This window comes from Rothia sp. HMSC061C12 (assembly GCF_001815755.1).
Taxonomy (GTDB): domain Bacteria; phylum Actinomycetota; class Actinomycetes; order Actinomycetales; family Micrococcaceae; genus Rothia; species Rothia mucilaginosa.
In genome coordinates, this window is the sequence record NZ_KV821867.1 from 214,889 (window position 1) to 230,271 (window position 15,383).

General features: G+C 61.4%; 12 protein-coding genes. 5 read left to right on the forward strand and 7 right to left on the reverse strand.

Features of this window, described 5'->3' with window-relative positions; all coding sequences use genetic code 11:
- Positions 1 to 92: 92 nt before the first annotated feature.
- The 7 genes from HMPREF3055_RS05340 to HMPREF3055_RS05370 all read right to left on the reverse strand — a co-directional run bounded on the left by HMPREF3055_RS05340 (position 93) and on the right by HMPREF3055_RS05370 (position 10,107).
- Complete coding sequence (locus HMPREF3055_RS05340; protein WP_049347572.1) at positions 93 to 1,187, reverse strand: 6-phosphogluconolactonase; 1,095 nt, start codon at positions 1,185 to 1,187, stop codon at positions 93 to 95.
- The gene (locus tag HMPREF3055_RS05345) at positions 1,180 to 2,166 is read right to left on the reverse strand and encodes a glucose-6-phosphate dehydrogenase assembly protein OpcA (RefSeq protein WP_005506118.1); all 987 of its coding nucleotides are present in this window, start codon (positions 2,164 to 2,166) and stop codon (positions 1,180 to 1,182) included. The genes HMPREF3055_RS05340 and HMPREF3055_RS05345 overlap by 8 nt, the downstream gene beginning before the upstream one ends.
- Positions 2,163 to 3,710, reverse strand: a complete 1,548-nt coding sequence (gene zwf / locus HMPREF3055_RS05350; protein ID WP_070738391.1) for a glucose-6-phosphate dehydrogenase — start codon at positions 3,708 to 3,710, stop codon at positions 2,163 to 2,165. Before zwf ends, HMPREF3055_RS05345 begins: the two co-directional genes overlap by 4 nt.
- Before the next feature lie 276 nt (positions 3,711 to 3,986).
- Positions 3,987 to 5,087, reverse strand: coding sequence for a transaldolase (tal, locus tag HMPREF3055_RS05355; RefSeq protein WP_070604268.1), 1,101 nt, complete (start codon positions 5,085 to 5,087; stop codon positions 3,987 to 3,989).
- Positions 5,088 to 5,273: 186 nt separating this feature from the next.
- Positions 5,274 to 7,376, reverse strand: coding sequence for a transketolase (gene tkt, locus HMPREF3055_RS05360; RefSeq protein WP_070738393.1), 2,103 nt, complete (start codon positions 7,374 to 7,376; stop codon positions 5,274 to 5,276).
- A 650-nt stretch (positions 7,377 to 8,026) separates the two neighbouring features.
- Positions 8,027 to 8,977, reverse strand: coding sequence for an ABC transporter permease (locus HMPREF3055_RS05365; RefSeq protein WP_070738395.1), 951 nt, complete (start codon positions 8,975 to 8,977; stop codon positions 8,027 to 8,029).
- On the reverse strand, positions 8,974 to 10,107 hold the full coding sequence (locus HMPREF3055_RS05370; RefSeq protein WP_070738397.1) for an ABC transporter ATP-binding protein: 1,134 nt from the start codon (positions 10,105 to 10,107) through the stop codon (positions 8,974 to 8,976). The genes HMPREF3055_RS05365 and HMPREF3055_RS05370 overlap by 4 nt, the downstream gene beginning before the upstream one ends.
- Positions 10,108 to 10,282: 175 nt before the next feature.
- Between HMPREF3055_RS05370 and HMPREF3055_RS05375 the strand changes: the two genes are divergently transcribed.
- The 5 genes from HMPREF3055_RS05375 (at position 10,283) to HMPREF3055_RS05395 (ending at position 15,231) form a co-directional block, all read left to right on the forward strand.
- Complete coding sequence (locus HMPREF3055_RS05375; RefSeq protein WP_070738399.1) at positions 10,283 to 11,131, forward strand: helix-turn-helix transcriptional regulator; 849 nt, start codon at positions 10,283 to 10,285, stop codon at positions 11,129 to 11,131.
- A gap of 220 nt (positions 11,132 to 11,351) precedes the next feature.
- The gene (gene sufB, locus HMPREF3055_RS05380) at positions 11,352 to 12,809 is read left to right on the forward strand and encodes a Fe-S cluster assembly protein SufB (RefSeq protein ID WP_049341273.1); all 1,458 of its coding nucleotides are present in this window, start codon (positions 11,352 to 11,354) and stop codon (positions 12,807 to 12,809) included.
- Positions 12,809 to 14,083 carry a Fe-S cluster assembly protein SufD gene (gene sufD / locus HMPREF3055_RS05385; RefSeq protein WP_012903574.1) on the forward strand — a complete coding sequence of 425 codons (1,275 nt, stop codon included), beginning with the start codon at positions 12,809 to 12,811 and terminating at the stop codon, positions 14,081 to 14,083. The genes sufB and sufD overlap by 1 nt, the downstream gene beginning before the upstream one ends.
- Positions 14,084 to 14,102: 19 nt before the next feature.
- Complete coding sequence (gene sufC / locus HMPREF3055_RS05390; RefSeq protein WP_049356992.1) at positions 14,103 to 14,861, forward strand: Fe-S cluster assembly ATPase SufC; 759 nt, start codon at positions 14,103 to 14,105, stop codon at positions 14,859 to 14,861.
- Positions 14,862 to 14,901: 40 nt separating this feature from the next.
- Positions 14,902 to 15,231, forward strand: coding sequence for a metal-sulfur cluster assembly factor (locus tag HMPREF3055_RS05395; RefSeq protein WP_012903572.1), 330 nt, complete (start codon positions 14,902 to 14,904; stop codon positions 15,229 to 15,231).
- The last annotated feature ends 152 nt before the right edge of the window (positions 15,232 to 15,383 follow it).

Here is a 15,383-nt window from a genome sequence, read left to right on the forward strand (position 1 = left end):
TTCGGGCTGGTTTAAAACCATAGAGAAAAGCCCCGGGTAGTTGAAACTATCCGGGGCTCCACCCTTTATCCAATGCAGTTCAGAACCGAACCTTAGGGGCGGTTCTCAGGAGCCAGCGACTCCTCAGTTGCAAAAATCAGGGTCTGCTTCTTACCACGCGCACCCACCGCCGGGGTTTCCAACAGCAGCTGCGCGTTCAGGTCCTCAGCGTCCAGCTTCGCGCCAGCCAGAAGGCGGCTGGTCGCATCCTGCTTATCCTCACCGGTGATGAGGAAGAACACGTGACGCGAATTATTGATAATCGGCAGGGTCACCGACACGCGCTCAGCCGGCGGCTTCGGCGAATCAGAAACCATCACGGTCACAGCCTTACCGCCCTCAACCGGATCCTCTGGCAGACCGGTACCCAGCAGAACCTGCTTACGGCCCGGGAACAGGGAAGCAATATGACCGTCCGGGCCCATGCCCAGCAGGGTGATATCAAAGACCGGTGCGGGCCACTGGCCGCCACCGCCACCACCGCAGCCTCCGCCGCCGCATCCGCAACCACCTGCGGGCTCAGCAGCCTCAGCGTCAAAGTCTTCGAGAGTGGTCTCTTCGATGGACTGCTCGGGTGCGGAAGAGCCGCAACCGCCGCCACCACAACCACAGCCGCCGGAGCCGCCGTGCTCGTGACCTGCGCCGCCACCGTGACCGCCAGCCAGCGGCAGTTCGGTTGCGCCCTCGGGCATCTGCACGCTCACAGCCGGTGCAGAACCGGCGTAGTCGCGCATCTCAAAGGCGTAGTGCTCAGCCGCAGCCTCAAGACCGGTGAAAATATCGGACGGACCCATGCGGTGCACATTGCCCACGACCAGGCCGTGCGACAGCAGGGGAGCGAGCAGCACCTCAATAGCCTGACCGTCATTACGTTCGGGGCTACGCTCGGGTACGAAACGCTCATCGGAGAACCAGAAGTGCACGCGGGACCAGTCGATATCCTTCACGCGCTCGTTCTCAGCCCACGCCTTCAAAGTGGCGATACCCATCGTGCCGCCGGTCAGCGAAATGTGGGCGATCGTGCGCTCAGAGAGCACGTGCTCAATGATGTCGAGGATGCGGGTCACCGCGTCCGCTGCGAGAGCGTCGCGGGTCGGGTGCGCCACCAGGGTGGGGGTGGATGCGCCCATGTTCTGAATCTTAGGCATCGAAAACCTCCGGGTATTCTTCGAGATCCAGCATGTCTTCAGGCTGGCAGGTATCGTCCACGAGGGTTACGGTGCACAGCGCCTGCTTCAGCACGTCACCGTAGGTGTCGTCCGGGTCGAGGCGGCGCAGCTCCTCAGAGATACACTCGGCGAGGGTACGCACCGGCAGCGCAATCTGCTGATCGGGCGCGTACGGGGTGGAGATGGTCGCCACGGAAATGCCGGGGCGGAACATCGTCACGGAACCGTCTTCACGCTCAATGCTGACGCGGTACAGGCCACGGTTTGCCGCGCCGATGGTGGCGAGGTGTACGGGCGCTTCAAGCTTCCAGCCGAGCCACGTACCGAGTAGCACCACGGACGGGGACTTGCTCGAACCCCACACAACCACGCGGCGTACGGGGGAGGAAGGCATCTGCTCCATGAGCGCCGCCAGCTGGGTGCGCCACAGGGTGAGGCGGGTCCATGCCAGGTCGGTGTCGCCTGCACGGAATACGTCGGTGAGCTTGCGCAGCGCTTCCTTCGGGTCGTCGGCGCGTGCAGAGTCGGTAATGCGACGCTGCGCGATACGACCGATGGAGTGCTGTGCCGGGTTCTCGGGCACCGAGTGCGGCCACCAGACCACAATCGGGGAGTCCGGCAGCAACAGACCGGAGATCAGTGCTTCGGTCGGGCGGGATGCGCTACCCCAGCCGCGCAGAACAATCATCTCGGATGCGCCGGTGTCGCCGCCGAGGTGGATTTCTGCATCCAGCTGGTCCGGGTCGAGCGGATCGTGGGAGATGTGCACAATAATGCGGCTCGGGTGTTCGTGGGAGGCACGAATCGCGGCGCGCATTGCTTCGCGGGAGTGGCCCTTTTCCGCGAGAACAACGAGGGTGAGAACTCGTCCGCTGCTGAGGCTACCGTTGGCGGCAGTCAGGTGGCTCAGTTCCTTGTTGATGGCGGAAACGGTGGTGTTATGCAGGTGCGAGATCACGGGCGCCTCCAAGCGCGGTTGTCACGCTCAAGCATCTCGTGTGCTGAACGCGGACCCCACGAACCGGACTCGTAGGGTTCAGGCTTAATGCGGTTTTCTTCCCAGTACTCTTCGAAGGGGTCGAGGATCTTCCAGGAGAGCTCAACTTCTTCGTGGCGGGGGAACAGCGGCGGCTCGCCGAGCAGAACGTCCAGGATGAGGCGTTCGTAGGCTTCGGGGGACTCTTCGGTGAAGGAGTGGCCGTAGCCGAAGTCCATGTTGACGTCGCGGATTTCCATCTGGGTGCCGGGCACCTTCGCGGAGAATCGGATGGTCATGCCTTCGTCGGGCTGCACGCGGATGACGATGGCGTTCTGGCCGACCTGCGGGTTTTCACGTTCGCCGAAGAGACGGTCGGAGGATTTCTTGAAGACCACGGCGATTTCGGTGACGCGGCGGCCCAGGCGCTTGCCGGCGCGCAGGTAGAAGGGGGTGCCTTCCCAGCGGCGGTTTGCGATGGACACCTTCAGCGCTGCGAAGGTTTCGGTGCGGGAGTCTGCGGGGATGTCGTTTTCGTCGAAGAAGCCGTTGACGTGCTCGCCGCCCTGGTAGCCTGCGGCGTACTGGCCGAGCGCGAAGGAGTTCGGCAGATCGTCAATGCGGAGCGCTTCGAGGACCTTAGCCTTTTCGGCGCGCAGGTGCTTGGCGTCGAGGCTGAGGGGCTCTTCCATGGCGGTGAGGGCGAGCAGCTGCAACAGGTGGTTCTGGATGACGTCGCGGGCTGCACCCACGCCGTCGTAGTAGCCTGCGCGGGAGCCGATGCCGATGTCTTCTGCCATGGTGATCTGGACGTGGTCAACGTAGTTGGAGTTCCAGAGCGGTTCGAACATCTGGTTGGAGAAACGCATCGCCAGGATGTTCTGCACGGTTTCCTTGCCCAGGTAGTGGTCGATGCGGAACACGGCGTCGGGCGGGAAGACTGCTTCCACGATGGAGTTCAGTTCGCGTGCGCTTTCAAGGTTGTGACCGAAGGGCTTCTCAATGACCACGCGGCGCCAACCGTCGACGGGGTTGACGGTGTCGTTATCGCGCGATGCGAGGTCGTGTTCGGCGAGCTTGGTGAGGACCTGCTCGAATGCCTTCGGGGGAATCGACAAGTAGAAGGCGTGGTTGCCGTGAGCACCACGCTCGTCGAGTTCGGCAAGGGTGCTCTTGAGCTGTTCATAGGCTGCGTCGTCGTCAAAGGCACCTACGACGAATCGCATGCCCTGCTGGAACTGGTTCCATACGTCTTCGCGGAAGGGGGTACGGGCGTGTGCTTCAACGGATTCGCGTACGTAGGAACGGAAATCGTCATCGCTCCAGGGGCGGCGACCGAAGCCGACAAGGCCGAAGCTCGGGGGGAGCAAACCGCGGTTCATGAGGTCATACACTGCCGGAAGCAGCTTCTTGCGGGCCAGGTCACCGGTTACGCCAAAGAAGACGAGCGCGGACGGCCCCGCAATGCGGGTAATGCGGCGGTCGCGAGTGTCCCTGAGGGGGTTCGCTTCATGACCGATAGTCACAATATATTCCTTTGATTGCCTTGGTTGGTTCGTGCGGCGCGCGGTTCGTACCTTGTCGCGCGGAGGCGATGCCGCATTCTGGAAGGTGTGTACCCTGTATTGTACCGGTTTTGACGGGATTGTCTCAGTGGCACCCTAATCCACCGAGATTCCCCGAACGGTGAAGCTCTGGCGGGAACCCCGGCGGATTAGGATGCGGTGCCGCGGTGCGCATCGGGCGGTGCACACCGACAGTGTTTAGTGCCGCGCTATATTTCAGCGGCTGCTGGGGTGCGGCTACTTAGCCTGCTCGAGTGCCTCGCGGACGGTCTGCAGCAGCTCTTCCCAGGAGACGTCGAACTTGGACAGGCCCTCAACCTCGAGCTTCTCCACGACCTCCGGGTAGGAGACGTAAGCGGAGATAGCGTCCAGAACGTTGTTGGACTCGGAGTAGTTCGGCACGATGGTGTTGCCGGTAACCTCGCCGTGGTCGGCAACAGCGTTCAGGGTTGCCTCGGGCATGGTGTTCACGGTGTTGGGTGCGACCAGGCCGGTGACGTACAGGGTGTCCGGCAGCGAGGGGTCCTTCACACCGGTGGATGCCCACAGCGGGCGCTGTACGTTTGCGCCGTGTGCCTGCAGGCGTGCCCAACGCTCGGAGGAGAACATTTCCTCGAACACCTCGTAGGCGAGGCGTGCGTTTGCCAGGCCTGCCTTGCCCTTGAGCTGCACAGCGTCGCCGCCGGCAGCTTCGAGGCGTGCATCGATTTCGGTGTCTACGCGGGAGACGAAGAAGGATGCGACCGAGTGGATGGTGGACAGGTCCTTACCGTTCTCCAGCGCCTGCTCCAGGCCGAGCATGTAGGCGTTGATGACCTCGCGGTAGCGGGTCAGGGAGAAGATCAGGGTTACGTTCACGCTGATGCCAGCAGCCAGGGTCTCCGCGATGGGGCGCAGGCCTTCCTGGGTTGCGGGGATCTTAATCATGACGTTTTCGCGGCCCACGCGCTCGTAGAGTTCACGTGCCATCTTGGCGGTGCCTTCGGCGTCGCGTGCCAGGCGGGGGTCAACCTCGATGGAGACGCGGCCGTCAAAACCGTTGGATGCCTTGTAGACGGGTGCGAACACGTCGCAGGCTGCGCGCACGTCGTCGCAGGTTGCGGCGAAGACTGCCTCTTCAACGCTTGCGCCGGCGGCGGCAAGCTCACGCATCTGCTCAGCGTATGCGGCGCCCTTGGAGAGCGCACCAGCGAAGATGGTGGGGTTGGTGGTCACACCGACGACGTTGTGGGTCTTGATGAGTTCGGCGAGGTTGCCGCTGGTCAGACGCTCACGGGAGAGGTCGTCAAGCCAGATGGAGACACCGGCGTCGGAAAGCTTCTGAGTGGACTCAGACATGTGAAAACCTTCGATTCTTTGTCGAAATTGAAAATGTCGAAATTGAAATTTGAGATATCGGCGAAATCTTCTGGGCGGCGGGAGGCTCCGGCTGAGCGGTCAGCCGGAGCCTACCCGTTGCGTCCGCACCCCACCCGTACAGGGGGAGCGCAGTGTGCGCGGCAGTTACCGCGGCGTTGTTATTGCCTACTTAGCGGCGGCGATGGATTCCTTAGCGGCCGCCACGACAGCCTCCGCGGTGATACCGAATTCGCGGTACAGGGTCTTCGCATCGGCGGATGCACCGAAGTGCTCGATGGATACGGCGCGGCCGGCGGTGCCGAGCAGGTCGTACCAGCTCATTGCCAGGCCAGCCTCGACGGAGACGCGGGCTGCAACCGAGGAAGGCAGAACCGACTCGCGGTACTCTGCGTCCTGCTCAGCGAACCACTCGCGCGAAGGCATGGAAACCACGCGAGCCGCGATGCCCTGCTCGGCGAGGGTTGCGCGAGCCTGAACGGCGAGCTCAACCTCGGAACCGGTAGCAATCAGGATGACGTCCGGGGTGCCCTCGGTGTCAGCCATGATGTAGCCGCCGCGTGCGGTGCCCTCAGCGGAAGCGAACTTCTCACCCTCAGCGTCCGCGTGCACGTCCTCACGAGCCCAGACGGGCAGGTTCTGGCGGGAGAGCACGAGGCCTGCGGGGCGGTCGGACTTCTCCAGGATGGTGCGCCATGCGACGGCGGTTTCGTTAGCGTCCGCGGGGCGAACCACGTCGAAGCCGGGGATAGCGCGCAGGGCGGAGAGGTGCTCAATCGGCTGGTGGGTGGGGCCATCCTCGCCCACGCCGATGGAGTCGTGAGTCCACACGTACACTGCGGGAACGCCCATCAGTGCGGAGAGGCGAACAGCCGGGCGCTGGTAGTCGGAGAACACGAAGAAGGTGCCCGAGAACGCGCGGGTCGGGGAGGAGAGCACAATACCGTTGACGATTGCTGCGGCAGCATGCTCACGAATACCGAAGTGCAGCACACGACCGTAGGGGTTGCCGGTCCAGTCTTCGGTGGTGCGCGATGCCGGGTTGAAGGACTCTGCACCCTTGATGGTGGTCAGGTTCGAACCGGCGAGGTCAGCGGAGCCGCCCCACAGTTCGGGGAAGGTGTCAGCGATAGCGTTGATGACGGTGCCGGATGCCGCGCGGGTTGCCACGGAGGTGCCAGCCTCGAACACGGGGAAGGCAGCCTTGTAGTCGGCGGGCAGTTCGCCTGCGACGAGGCGCTTGTACAGTTCGGCGCGCTCGGGGTTAGCCTTAGCCCACGCCTCGAACTTCTCGTCCCATGCCTTGTGTGCCGCAGCGCCGCGCTCGACGAGCTGGCGGGTGTGTGCCAGGACGTTCTCCTCGATGAAGAAGCTCTTGGCGGGGTCGAAACCGAGCAGTTCCTTGGTTGCGGCGACCTCTTCAGCACCGAGCTTGGAGCCGTGCACTGCGCCGGTGTTCTGCTTGGTGGGTGCGGGGTAGCCGATGATGGTGCGCAGCTCAATGAAGGAGGGCTTGTCGGTGACAGCCTTCGCACGCTCAATAGCGGCGTACAGTTCTGCGACGTCCTCAACGTAGTCACCGGTGCGGGTCCAGTCCACGCGCTGAACATCCCAGCCGTAGGACTCGTAGCGCTTTGCTACGTCCTCGGTGAAGGCAACGTCGGTGTCTTCCTCAATGGAGATGTGGTTGCGGTCCCAGACGACGATCAGGTTGCCGAGCTCCTGGTGACCTGCGAGCGCGCACGCCTCGGCGGTGACGCCTTCCTGCACGTCACCTTCGGAGGCGATGACGTAGACGTGGTGGTCGAAGGGGGAGGTGCCCGGTGCTGCTTCGGGGTCGAACATGCCGCGCATACGGCGCTGTGCGTAGGCGAAACCAACGGCGGATGCCAGGCCCTGGCCGAGCGGGCCGGTGGTGATTTCTACACCCTTGGTGTGCTTGTATTCGGGGTGGCCGGGGGTGAGGGCACCCCAGGTGCGCAGAGCTTCCAGGTCCTTCATTTCGAGGCCATAGCCGCCGAGGAACAGCTGAGTGTACAGGGTGAGGGAGGTGTGGCCGGGGGAGAGGATGAAGCGGTCACGGCCTTCCCAGCGGTCGTCGGAGGGATCCTGGTTCATGACCTTCTGGAAGAGCAGGTAGGCGACCGGCGCCAGGCTCATTGCGGTGCCGGGGTGGCCGGATCCGACCTTTTCTACGGCGTCTGCGGCGAGGATACGTGCGGTATCTACGGCGCGCTGGTCGGTTTCTGTCCACTGGAAGTTCTCTGCCACGTGGGTGTCCTTTCACAACGTGAGTGGATGCGCCAGCAGGCTTGTGCTAGCGCGCTGTCCGTCGGGTGTAACGGTTCTCATCAGGCTGTTATTCCCGTGCCGTGTGTGGCTGGGTGCCCGGAGGATGTTTCGACCCTTTCGTTTTAACAGGATAGTTCACGAGGCGGCAGGATCCGGTGTGTGAATGCAGACATTCACAGGGTGATACGGGGCTGAGATGGAGAAAAAGCGACGCTACAACGCGGGCTCCGCGGATTTCGCGGTGCGCGTTTGAGCTGTGTTTCTGAGCTATGCGCTGAATATTGTTCAGTAACGTAACAATTTTTGTGTAAGTGGTGAAGCTCATGTTAAGGTTGAGCAGGAAGGTTGCAGACCGAAACAGTGGTTGGGTCGGTCTGCATCTCGGTGATTGAAGCCCCTCCTCCGCGTAAGAACCATTGATTATCTTACTGTGGTGGTGAGATAAAAGGTTCTGGAGGAGGTGCTTTCTTTTAGTCTCTGACCGTGCACTTTGTGTGTGGTTGAGGCTAAAGGTTTGTGTTATATGAATGGGCGCCGGATATGTATCGGAACATATCCGGCGCCCGCCTTTTAATTTGCGATTAGAAGAAGCACTGTCTGCGCTTGCACTGTCTGTATTTGCGCTGTTGCTAGTCGGACCACTTGAACTTGCGCGAGGCAATAAACCCAATGACCACGGTCCACACAATGAGGACCCAGTGCGGGTCGGCAAGCCACTGATGTTGAATGAAGTTGCCGCGCAGCGCGTCACCCAGAGCCGCCGAGGGCGACCACGCCACGATTCCGGCGTACCAGTCGGGGAAGGACTTCAACGGGAACACCACGCCGCCGGCACCGGCAAGAATCACCCAGGCAATATTCACGATGGCGAGGGTCGCCTCCGCGCGCACCGTACCGGCAATGAGCAGACCCAGCGCTGTAAACGCGCCGGCGCCCATGAGCATCGTGATGATGGAGCGCGAGACGGCGATAGCGTCCGGGCGCCAGCCCAGACCGTACCCGAGCGCCGCCACCAGCGTGAACTGAATCGCCACGACCACCAGCACCGCAATGCACTTGCCCATGATCAGGCCGTTACGGCCCAGGGGAGTGGTCGCAAGGAATCGCAGCACGCCGTAGCGGCGATCAAAACCGGTGGCAATGCCCTGACCGGACAGCGCCGTAGAAATCACGCAGAGCGCCAGAACGCCGGGGACCGCCGCATCCATGCGGGAGACCCCCACCGATTTCGCGTATTCATCGATCAGGCCGGTGAACCGCAGGGCGATAAGCGCCATGACGGGAAAAATAATGTTGAGCATCAGCTGCTCGCCGTTGCGGAGCATCGCCATCGTCTCGTAGCGGCCCTGCTCGATCACGCGCACGAGCGGGTAGTTCGCGCGCGGGGGAATGTACTCCTCGTCTTCGTCAATAGAAGAGACCTTGGGGTGGGTGTCTACTGCAGGGCGGGTGTTCGCGGCGCGTTCTTCCATTCGGTTCCCTTCCGCTCGGTTCTCTTTTGCTCGGCTCTCTTCTGCAGGCTTTTCTTTTACTTGGTTTTCTGCCGCCCGGTTGTTGTTAGTGCGTGCGGTGTTGCTCATCGGATATCACGTCCTGAAATGTCGAGGAAGACATCCTCAAGAGTCTTCGGTTCCATGGTGAGAGAAATCGGCATGAGGTAGCGCTCGGCGAGAGCGGAGGTGAACGCCGCCAGGTGCTCGGGACGCAGTGCGCCGACCAGCTCATACTCGCCGGGTACGGAGGGCGCACCGTCACGAGCCGGGGTGTAGGGCACCTTCTCGATGAGCTCCACACCGGCACGCAGATGCGCGGGTAGCAGTTGCTCACGGGTGGGGGTGGGTGCATCCAGTGTGTACTGCAGGCGGTTTGTGCCGTCGCTGGCGATGAGCTCGGAGACGGTACCTTCCTGAACCGTGGCACCGTTTTCAATGATGTAGACATAATCGGCGAGCTTCTGCGCGTCGTCAATCAGGTGCGTGGTGAGCACGATTGCGGTGCCGAGTTCACGCTGTTCGCGAATAATGTCGAAGACGACGTTGCGGGATTGCGGATCCAGGCCCGCGGAGGGCTCGTCGAGGAAGAGCACGTCCGGGCGGCCGATGAGGGCGGCGGCGAGGGAGACGCGCTGCTTCTGACCACCCGAGAGGCGGCGAATCGTGGTGCCGTTGAAAGCATCAATGCCGAGGCGTTCTGCGAGCTCTTCGACCGGGTACGGGTCGGTGTACATGGTCGAAATATGCTCTAGTAGCGGAATGGGGTGCATGGCGTTGGGCAGGCCGCCGTCCTGGAGCATAATGCCGACCTTGGCGCGCAGCTCCGGGTCCGCCTGCAGCGGGTTTTCACCAAGGAGGCGCACGGTACCGCGGGTGGGTTTGAGTAGGCCCTGGGCGCAGGCGAGGGTCGTGGTTTTGCCGGCACCGTTGGCTCCGAGGAGGACGACCACTTCACCGGGGAAGACGCGCAGGTTGACCTTGTTGACGGCGCGGTAGAGCCCGCTGGCGGTGAGCCGTTCGGGGTATTTGGTGCGGAAGGCGCGTGAGGGTTTGAACTCTTTGATGAGGTCTTTAATGGTGAGCGCCGGTTCTTCGGTGACGATGCGTCGTCGTGCGGTGGGTGAGGCGCTGGGCTCCGTGTGGTGCTCAGTGTGTGCCGTTGGTACGGCGGATGCACGCCCAGGGTGGTCCTGCTGGCCCGCGGTGGTGGTCTCCATAGACAGTCACTTTCGATTTTTGCGATGAAGGAGCGTGTGTGCCCCTTCATCTTATGCCCTAACTCACGTTCAAAGCACGCCCGTTACGACTCAAAAGTTCACTTTAAGGTAGAAAAGTTAGCAAGTAGGGGTACCTAACTAGCCAAAGAAAAACTAATTAGGACATACTTTATTTGTGTATTCCGTGAATAAGACCCCTCAGCGCGCCTCAACGAACGAGGCGCAGACCCGAAACGGCACCCGAACCGCCGCCTCGGGCTCTACTGGTGCTTCCAGTACAAAGTCCTCCGCGGCACGCACATCCAAGCGCAAAGCCGAGGCAGAAGAACGCACCAGGGACCGCGTCCTGCGCGAAGTCCTCAACAATGGCCCCGTATCCGCAGCAACCCTCGGTGAGCTCCTCAGCCTCACTCCCGCAGCGGTACGCCGCCACCTCGACGCCCTCGAATCCAACAACATGATTGAGGTCGCGCCCATCAAAAAGCACGGCGCCGGAGCTGGACGACCCGCCCGCCGCTACGTGATCGCCCCCCAGGGCCACGAACGCCTCGGCAACGATTACCTCCTTATCGCCCGCGAAGCCCTGCAAATGCTCCGCGACACGGTTGGTCAGGAAGCCCTCGAAGCTTTCGCCTCCGCCCGCGCCGCAGAAATGGAAGCCCGCTACCGACCCGTCGTAGAAGCCGCCGGTGACGATGTGGCAGCCAGAGCGCAGGCGCTCGCAGAGGCAATGAGTAAGGACGGTTTCGTGGCGACCGCTCAGGTCACCGCGCCTCCTGCAGGACGAACTGTTCCCGAGCATTTTCTGGCAAGTATTCAGCTCTGTCAGGGTCACTGCCCGGTACGCGACCTCGCTGGAGACTTCCAAGTGTTCTGCGAGCAGGAAACCGGGATTATTTCTGACCTGCTCGGCGTTGATGTCCGTAGGCTTTCAACCATGGCATCGGGCGCTCACGTGTGTACCACGCACGTGCCCCTGAACCGCGTCACCGCCGAGGGTGAGAAGAACGCAGAAGAATCCTAGAGAAACCTATTCCTAGAGAAACCTTCCGCGTAACGCTTACCGCAGTACCTCGCGGCGCACCCCAATGAACCCCTCAAGGGTGCGACCCGCACGCTGGAACCCGCCCACCCCACGCTGCGTTAAACGCCGTGGTCGAGCGCGGCAACAGCCCCCTAAACTACCGCGCCTGCAACCGGCAGGTGGCGGCGAGAAATGTAATAACCATCGAAGAAAGGCCGTAATGACTGAGAAAGTTGGGCAGAACGCCAACGACACCGTCATTTCAGAGATCCTGGAGATGAACCCCGAACTCGAGGGCATTGGCAACTACGAGTACGGTTGGGCAGACTCCGACGAAGCAGGCCAGGTAGCAAAGCGCGGCCTGGACGAGAACGTCGTGCGCGACATCTCTGCGAAGAAGAACGAACCCCAGTGGATGCTGGACATGCGTCTGAAGGCGCTGAAGTTCTTCGAGCGTAAGCCCATGCCCACCTGGGGTGCGGATCTTTCCGAAATCGACTTCGACAACATCAAGTACTTCGTGCGCTCGACCGAGGGTCAGGCGGCTTCTTGGGAGGAACTGCCCGAGGACATCCGCACCACCTACGAGCGTCTGGGCATTCCCGAGGCGGAGCGTAACTCGCTGGTCGCGGGTGTGGCTGCACAGTACGAGTCTGAGGTCGTGTACCACCAGATCCGTGAGGACCTGGAGAAGCAGGGCGTGATCTTCGTCGACACTGACACCGGTCTGCGCGAATACCCCGAACTGTTCAAGGAATACTTCGGCTCCATCATCCCGATTGGTGACAACAAGTTCTCCGCGCTGAACACCGCCGTATGGTCCGGTGGCTCCTTCGTGTACGTTCCCCCGGGAGTTCACGTGGAGATCCCGCTGCAGGCGTACTTCCGCATTAACACCGAGAACATGGGCCAGTTCGAACGCACCCTGATCATTGCGGACGAAGACTCCTACGTTCACTACATTGAGGGCTGCACCGCCCCCATCTACAAGTCCGACTCCCTGCACTCCGCAGTGGTTGAGATTGTGCTGAAGAAGAACGCACGCGTTCGCTACACCACCATCCAGAACTGGTCGAACAACGTCTACAACCTGGTGACCAAGCGCGCTGTTGCGCACGAGGGCGCCACCATGGAATGGGTGGACGGCAACATCGGTTCGAAGGTCACCCAGAAGTACCCGGCTGTTTACATGGTCGGCGAGCACGCTAAGGGTGAGACCCTGTCCATCGCATTCGCGGGTGAGGGTCAGCACCAGGACACCGGTTCGAAGATGGTTCACATTGCACCGAACACCTCCTCGACCATTGTGTCCAAGTCCGTGGCACGTAACGGCGGCCGCAGCGCATACCGTGGCCTGGTTCAGGTGCGTGAGGGCGCTAAGCACTCTAAGTCCTCCGTGGTCTGTGACGCACTGCTGGTGGACACCATCTCCCGCTCCGACACCTACCCCTACGTGGACGTGCGCGAGGACGATGTGACCATGGGTCACGAGGCGACCGTTTCCCGCGTCTCCGAGGACCAGCTGTTCTACCTGATGCAGCGCGGCCTGAGCGAAGAAGAAGCAATGGCAATGATTGTCCGCGGCTTCGTTGAGCCCATCGCACGTGAGCTGCCGATGGAGTACGCACTCGAACTGAACCGCCTGATCGAACTTCAGATGGAAGGATCTGTGGGCTAATGCCGACCAACGAAGAAACCCTGGGTTACCACTCCCCGATCATCCCCGGCATGGACCAGGAGGGCGAGAAGCTCGCCACCGAGTTCGCCCACGATGACACCCTGTACCGTGCCACCGAGGCACACCACCAGGGCTCCAACCCGAACAACATCCAGAAGGTACTCGAAGCATCCCGTGCAGAGCGTAAGACCTCCTACAACGTGGAGGACTTCGCGCCCCTGACCGGTCGTGAAGAGGACTGGCGCTTCACCCCGCTGAAGCGTCTGGGCGGCCTGCACCTGGAGAAGCTGACCGGCACCGCACCGGCACCGAAGGTGACCGCACCCGAGCAGGTTCAGGTTGAGACCGTCTCCCGCGAGGATGCACGCATCGGCTCCGCAGGTATCCCTGAGGACCGCGTGGCAGCAAACGCATGGTCCAGCTTCACCGAAGCAACCGTGGTGACCATCCCCGCCGAAGCTGAACTGGCTGAGCACGTGGAAATCGACATCACCGGCACCGGCAACGAAGCAGCCGCACAGCACATCGTGATTGAGGCTAAGCCCTTCTCGAAGGCTGTCGTGGTTCTACGCCACACCGGCTCCACCGTCCTGGCACAGAACGTTGAGTTTGTGGTGAACGACGAGGCTGAGCTGAACGTTGTTTCCGTGCAGCAGTGGGCTGACGACGCAATCCACGCCTCCGCACACTACGCTAAGCTGGGCCGTAACGCACGCTTCAAGCACGTTGTGGTGTCCCTCGGTGGCGACCTGGTGCGCGTGACTCCCTCCACTAAGTTCACCGCTCCCGGCGCTGAGACTGAAATGTACGGCCTGTACTTCGTAGACGCAGGTCAGCACATTGAGTCCCGCCTGTTCGTGGACCACTCCGTACCCAACTGCAAGTCCCGCGTGACCTACAAGGGTGCGCTGCAGGGTAAGGGTGCGCACTCCGTATGGGTTGGTGACGTTCTGATTGGTAAGGATGCAGAAGGCACCGACACCTACGAGCTGAACCGTAACCTGCTGCTGGAAGTTGGCCCCCGTGCCGACTCCGTGCCGAACCTGGAGATTGAGACCGGCCTGATTGAGGGCGCCGGCCACGCATCCACCACCGGCCAGCTCGATGAGCAGCACCTGTGGTACCTGCAGGCTCGCGGTATTCCGGAGGCTGAGGCACGCCGTCTGGTCGTGCGCGGCTTCCTGAACGAGATCATTCAGCAGATCCGTGTTCCCGAACTTGAAGAGCAGCTCACCGAGGCCCTTGAGGCAGAGCTCGCCCTCAGCAACAACTAAGCTTTACCAGGAGAAATCAATGTCTACTCTTGAAATCAAGGACCTTCACGTCTCGGTTATCCTCGACGACGAAACCACCAAGCCCATCCTGAAGGGCGTTAACCTGACCATCAACTCGGGTGAGATCCACGCAATCATGGGCCCGAACGGTTCCGGTAAGTCCACTCTGGCTTCCACCATTGCTGGCCACCCCAAGTACCAGGTTGACTCCGGTCAGATCCTGCTCGACGGTGAGGACATCACCGAGATGAGCGTGGACGAGCGTGCACGCGCAGGCCTGTTCCTGGCTATGCAGTACCCGGTTGAGATCCCCGGTGTGACCATGTCCAACTTCCTGCGTTCCGCTAAGACCGCTGTGGACGGCAAGGCTCCCTCCCTGCGTACCTGGACCAAGGACGTTAAGGAAGCCATGAAGAACCTGGAGATTGACCCCGCGTTCATCGCACGTAACGTGAACGAGGGCTTCTCCGGTGGTGAGAAGAAGCGCCACGAGATCCTTCAGCTGGAGCTGCTCAAGCCCAAGTTCGGCATCCTGGACGAGACCGACTCCGGTCTGGACGTTGACGCGCTGAAGATCGTGTCTGAGGGCGTGAACCGTGCGCACGAGGCTAACGACATGGGCGTCATGCTGATTACCCACTACACCCGCATCCTGCGCTACATCAAGCCGCAGTTCGTGCACGTGTTCGTGGACGGCAAGATGGTTGACCAGGGCGGCCCCGAGCTGGCTGACCGCCTGGAAGAAGAGGGCTACGTTTCTTACGTGGGTAAGAAGTAAGCTTCTTCTCCTTATCGGATTCTGATAGAAAGATAGAACTATGACTGAGACTGTGCAGGTTCGTGTTCCTCAGGAAGAAATTGAGGAAGCCCTCAAGGAGGTCATTGACCCGGAGCTCGGCGTCAATATTGTTGACCTCGGTCTGCTCTACGGTCTGCGCTGGGATGAGGATGGAACCCTCATTCTGGACCTGACTCTGACCACCGCGGCGTGCCCGCTGCAGGAGGTTATTGAGGAGCAGGTTCAGAGCAACCTGGAGAACCTGGTTGATTCTTGGCGTGTGAACTGGGTTTGGATGCCGCCGTGGGGCCCGGAGCGTATTACTGAGGACGGCCGCGATATGATGCGCGCGCTGGGCTTCAACATCTAAGCTCCTGACCGCAAATAAAGTACCCGCCCGGTGCGGAAGGTGTATGCCTTCGGCACCGGGCGGGCATTTTTATGCGATATCAGATATGCGAGCAGTGAATGCTTGTTCTGAGCAACGCCAATTTTTGCCACTTTGACAATGGGGGGGGGGGG

What these genes read in the sequence shown, in the direction of transcription:
- tal (WP_070604268.1), bottom strand. Translation starts at nt 5,087, where the DNA reads ATGTCTGAGTCCACTCAGAAGCTTTCCGACGCCGGTGTCTCCATCTGG.
- HMPREF3055_RS05340 (WP_049347572.1), bottom strand. Translation starts at nt 1,187, where the DNA reads ATGCCTAAGATTCAGAACATGGGCGCATCCACCCCCACCCTGGTGGCG.
- sufC (WP_049356992.1), top strand. Translation starts at nt 14,103, where the DNA reads ATGTCTACTCTTGAAATCAAGGACCTTCACGTCTCGGTTATCCTCGAC.
- HMPREF3055_RS05365 (WP_070738395.1), bottom strand. Translation starts at nt 8,977, where the DNA reads ATGAGCAACACCGCACGCACTAACAACAACCGGGCGGCAGAAAACCAA.
- HMPREF3055_RS05370 (WP_070738397.1), bottom strand. Translation starts at nt 10,107, where the DNA reads ATGGAGACCACCACCGCGGGCCAGCAGGACCACCCTGGGCGTGCATCC.
- HMPREF3055_RS05395 (WP_012903572.1), top strand. Translation starts at nt 14,902, where the DNA reads ATGACTGAGACTGTGCAGGTTCGTGTTCCTCAGGAAGAAATTGAGGAA.
- sufD (WP_012903574.1), top strand. Translation starts at nt 12,809, where the DNA reads ATGCCGACCAACGAAGAAACCCTGGGTTACCACTCCCCGATCATCCCC.
- sufB (WP_049341273.1), top strand. Translation starts at nt 11,352, where the DNA reads ATGACTGAGAAAGTTGGGCAGAACGCCAACGACACCGTCATTTCAGAG.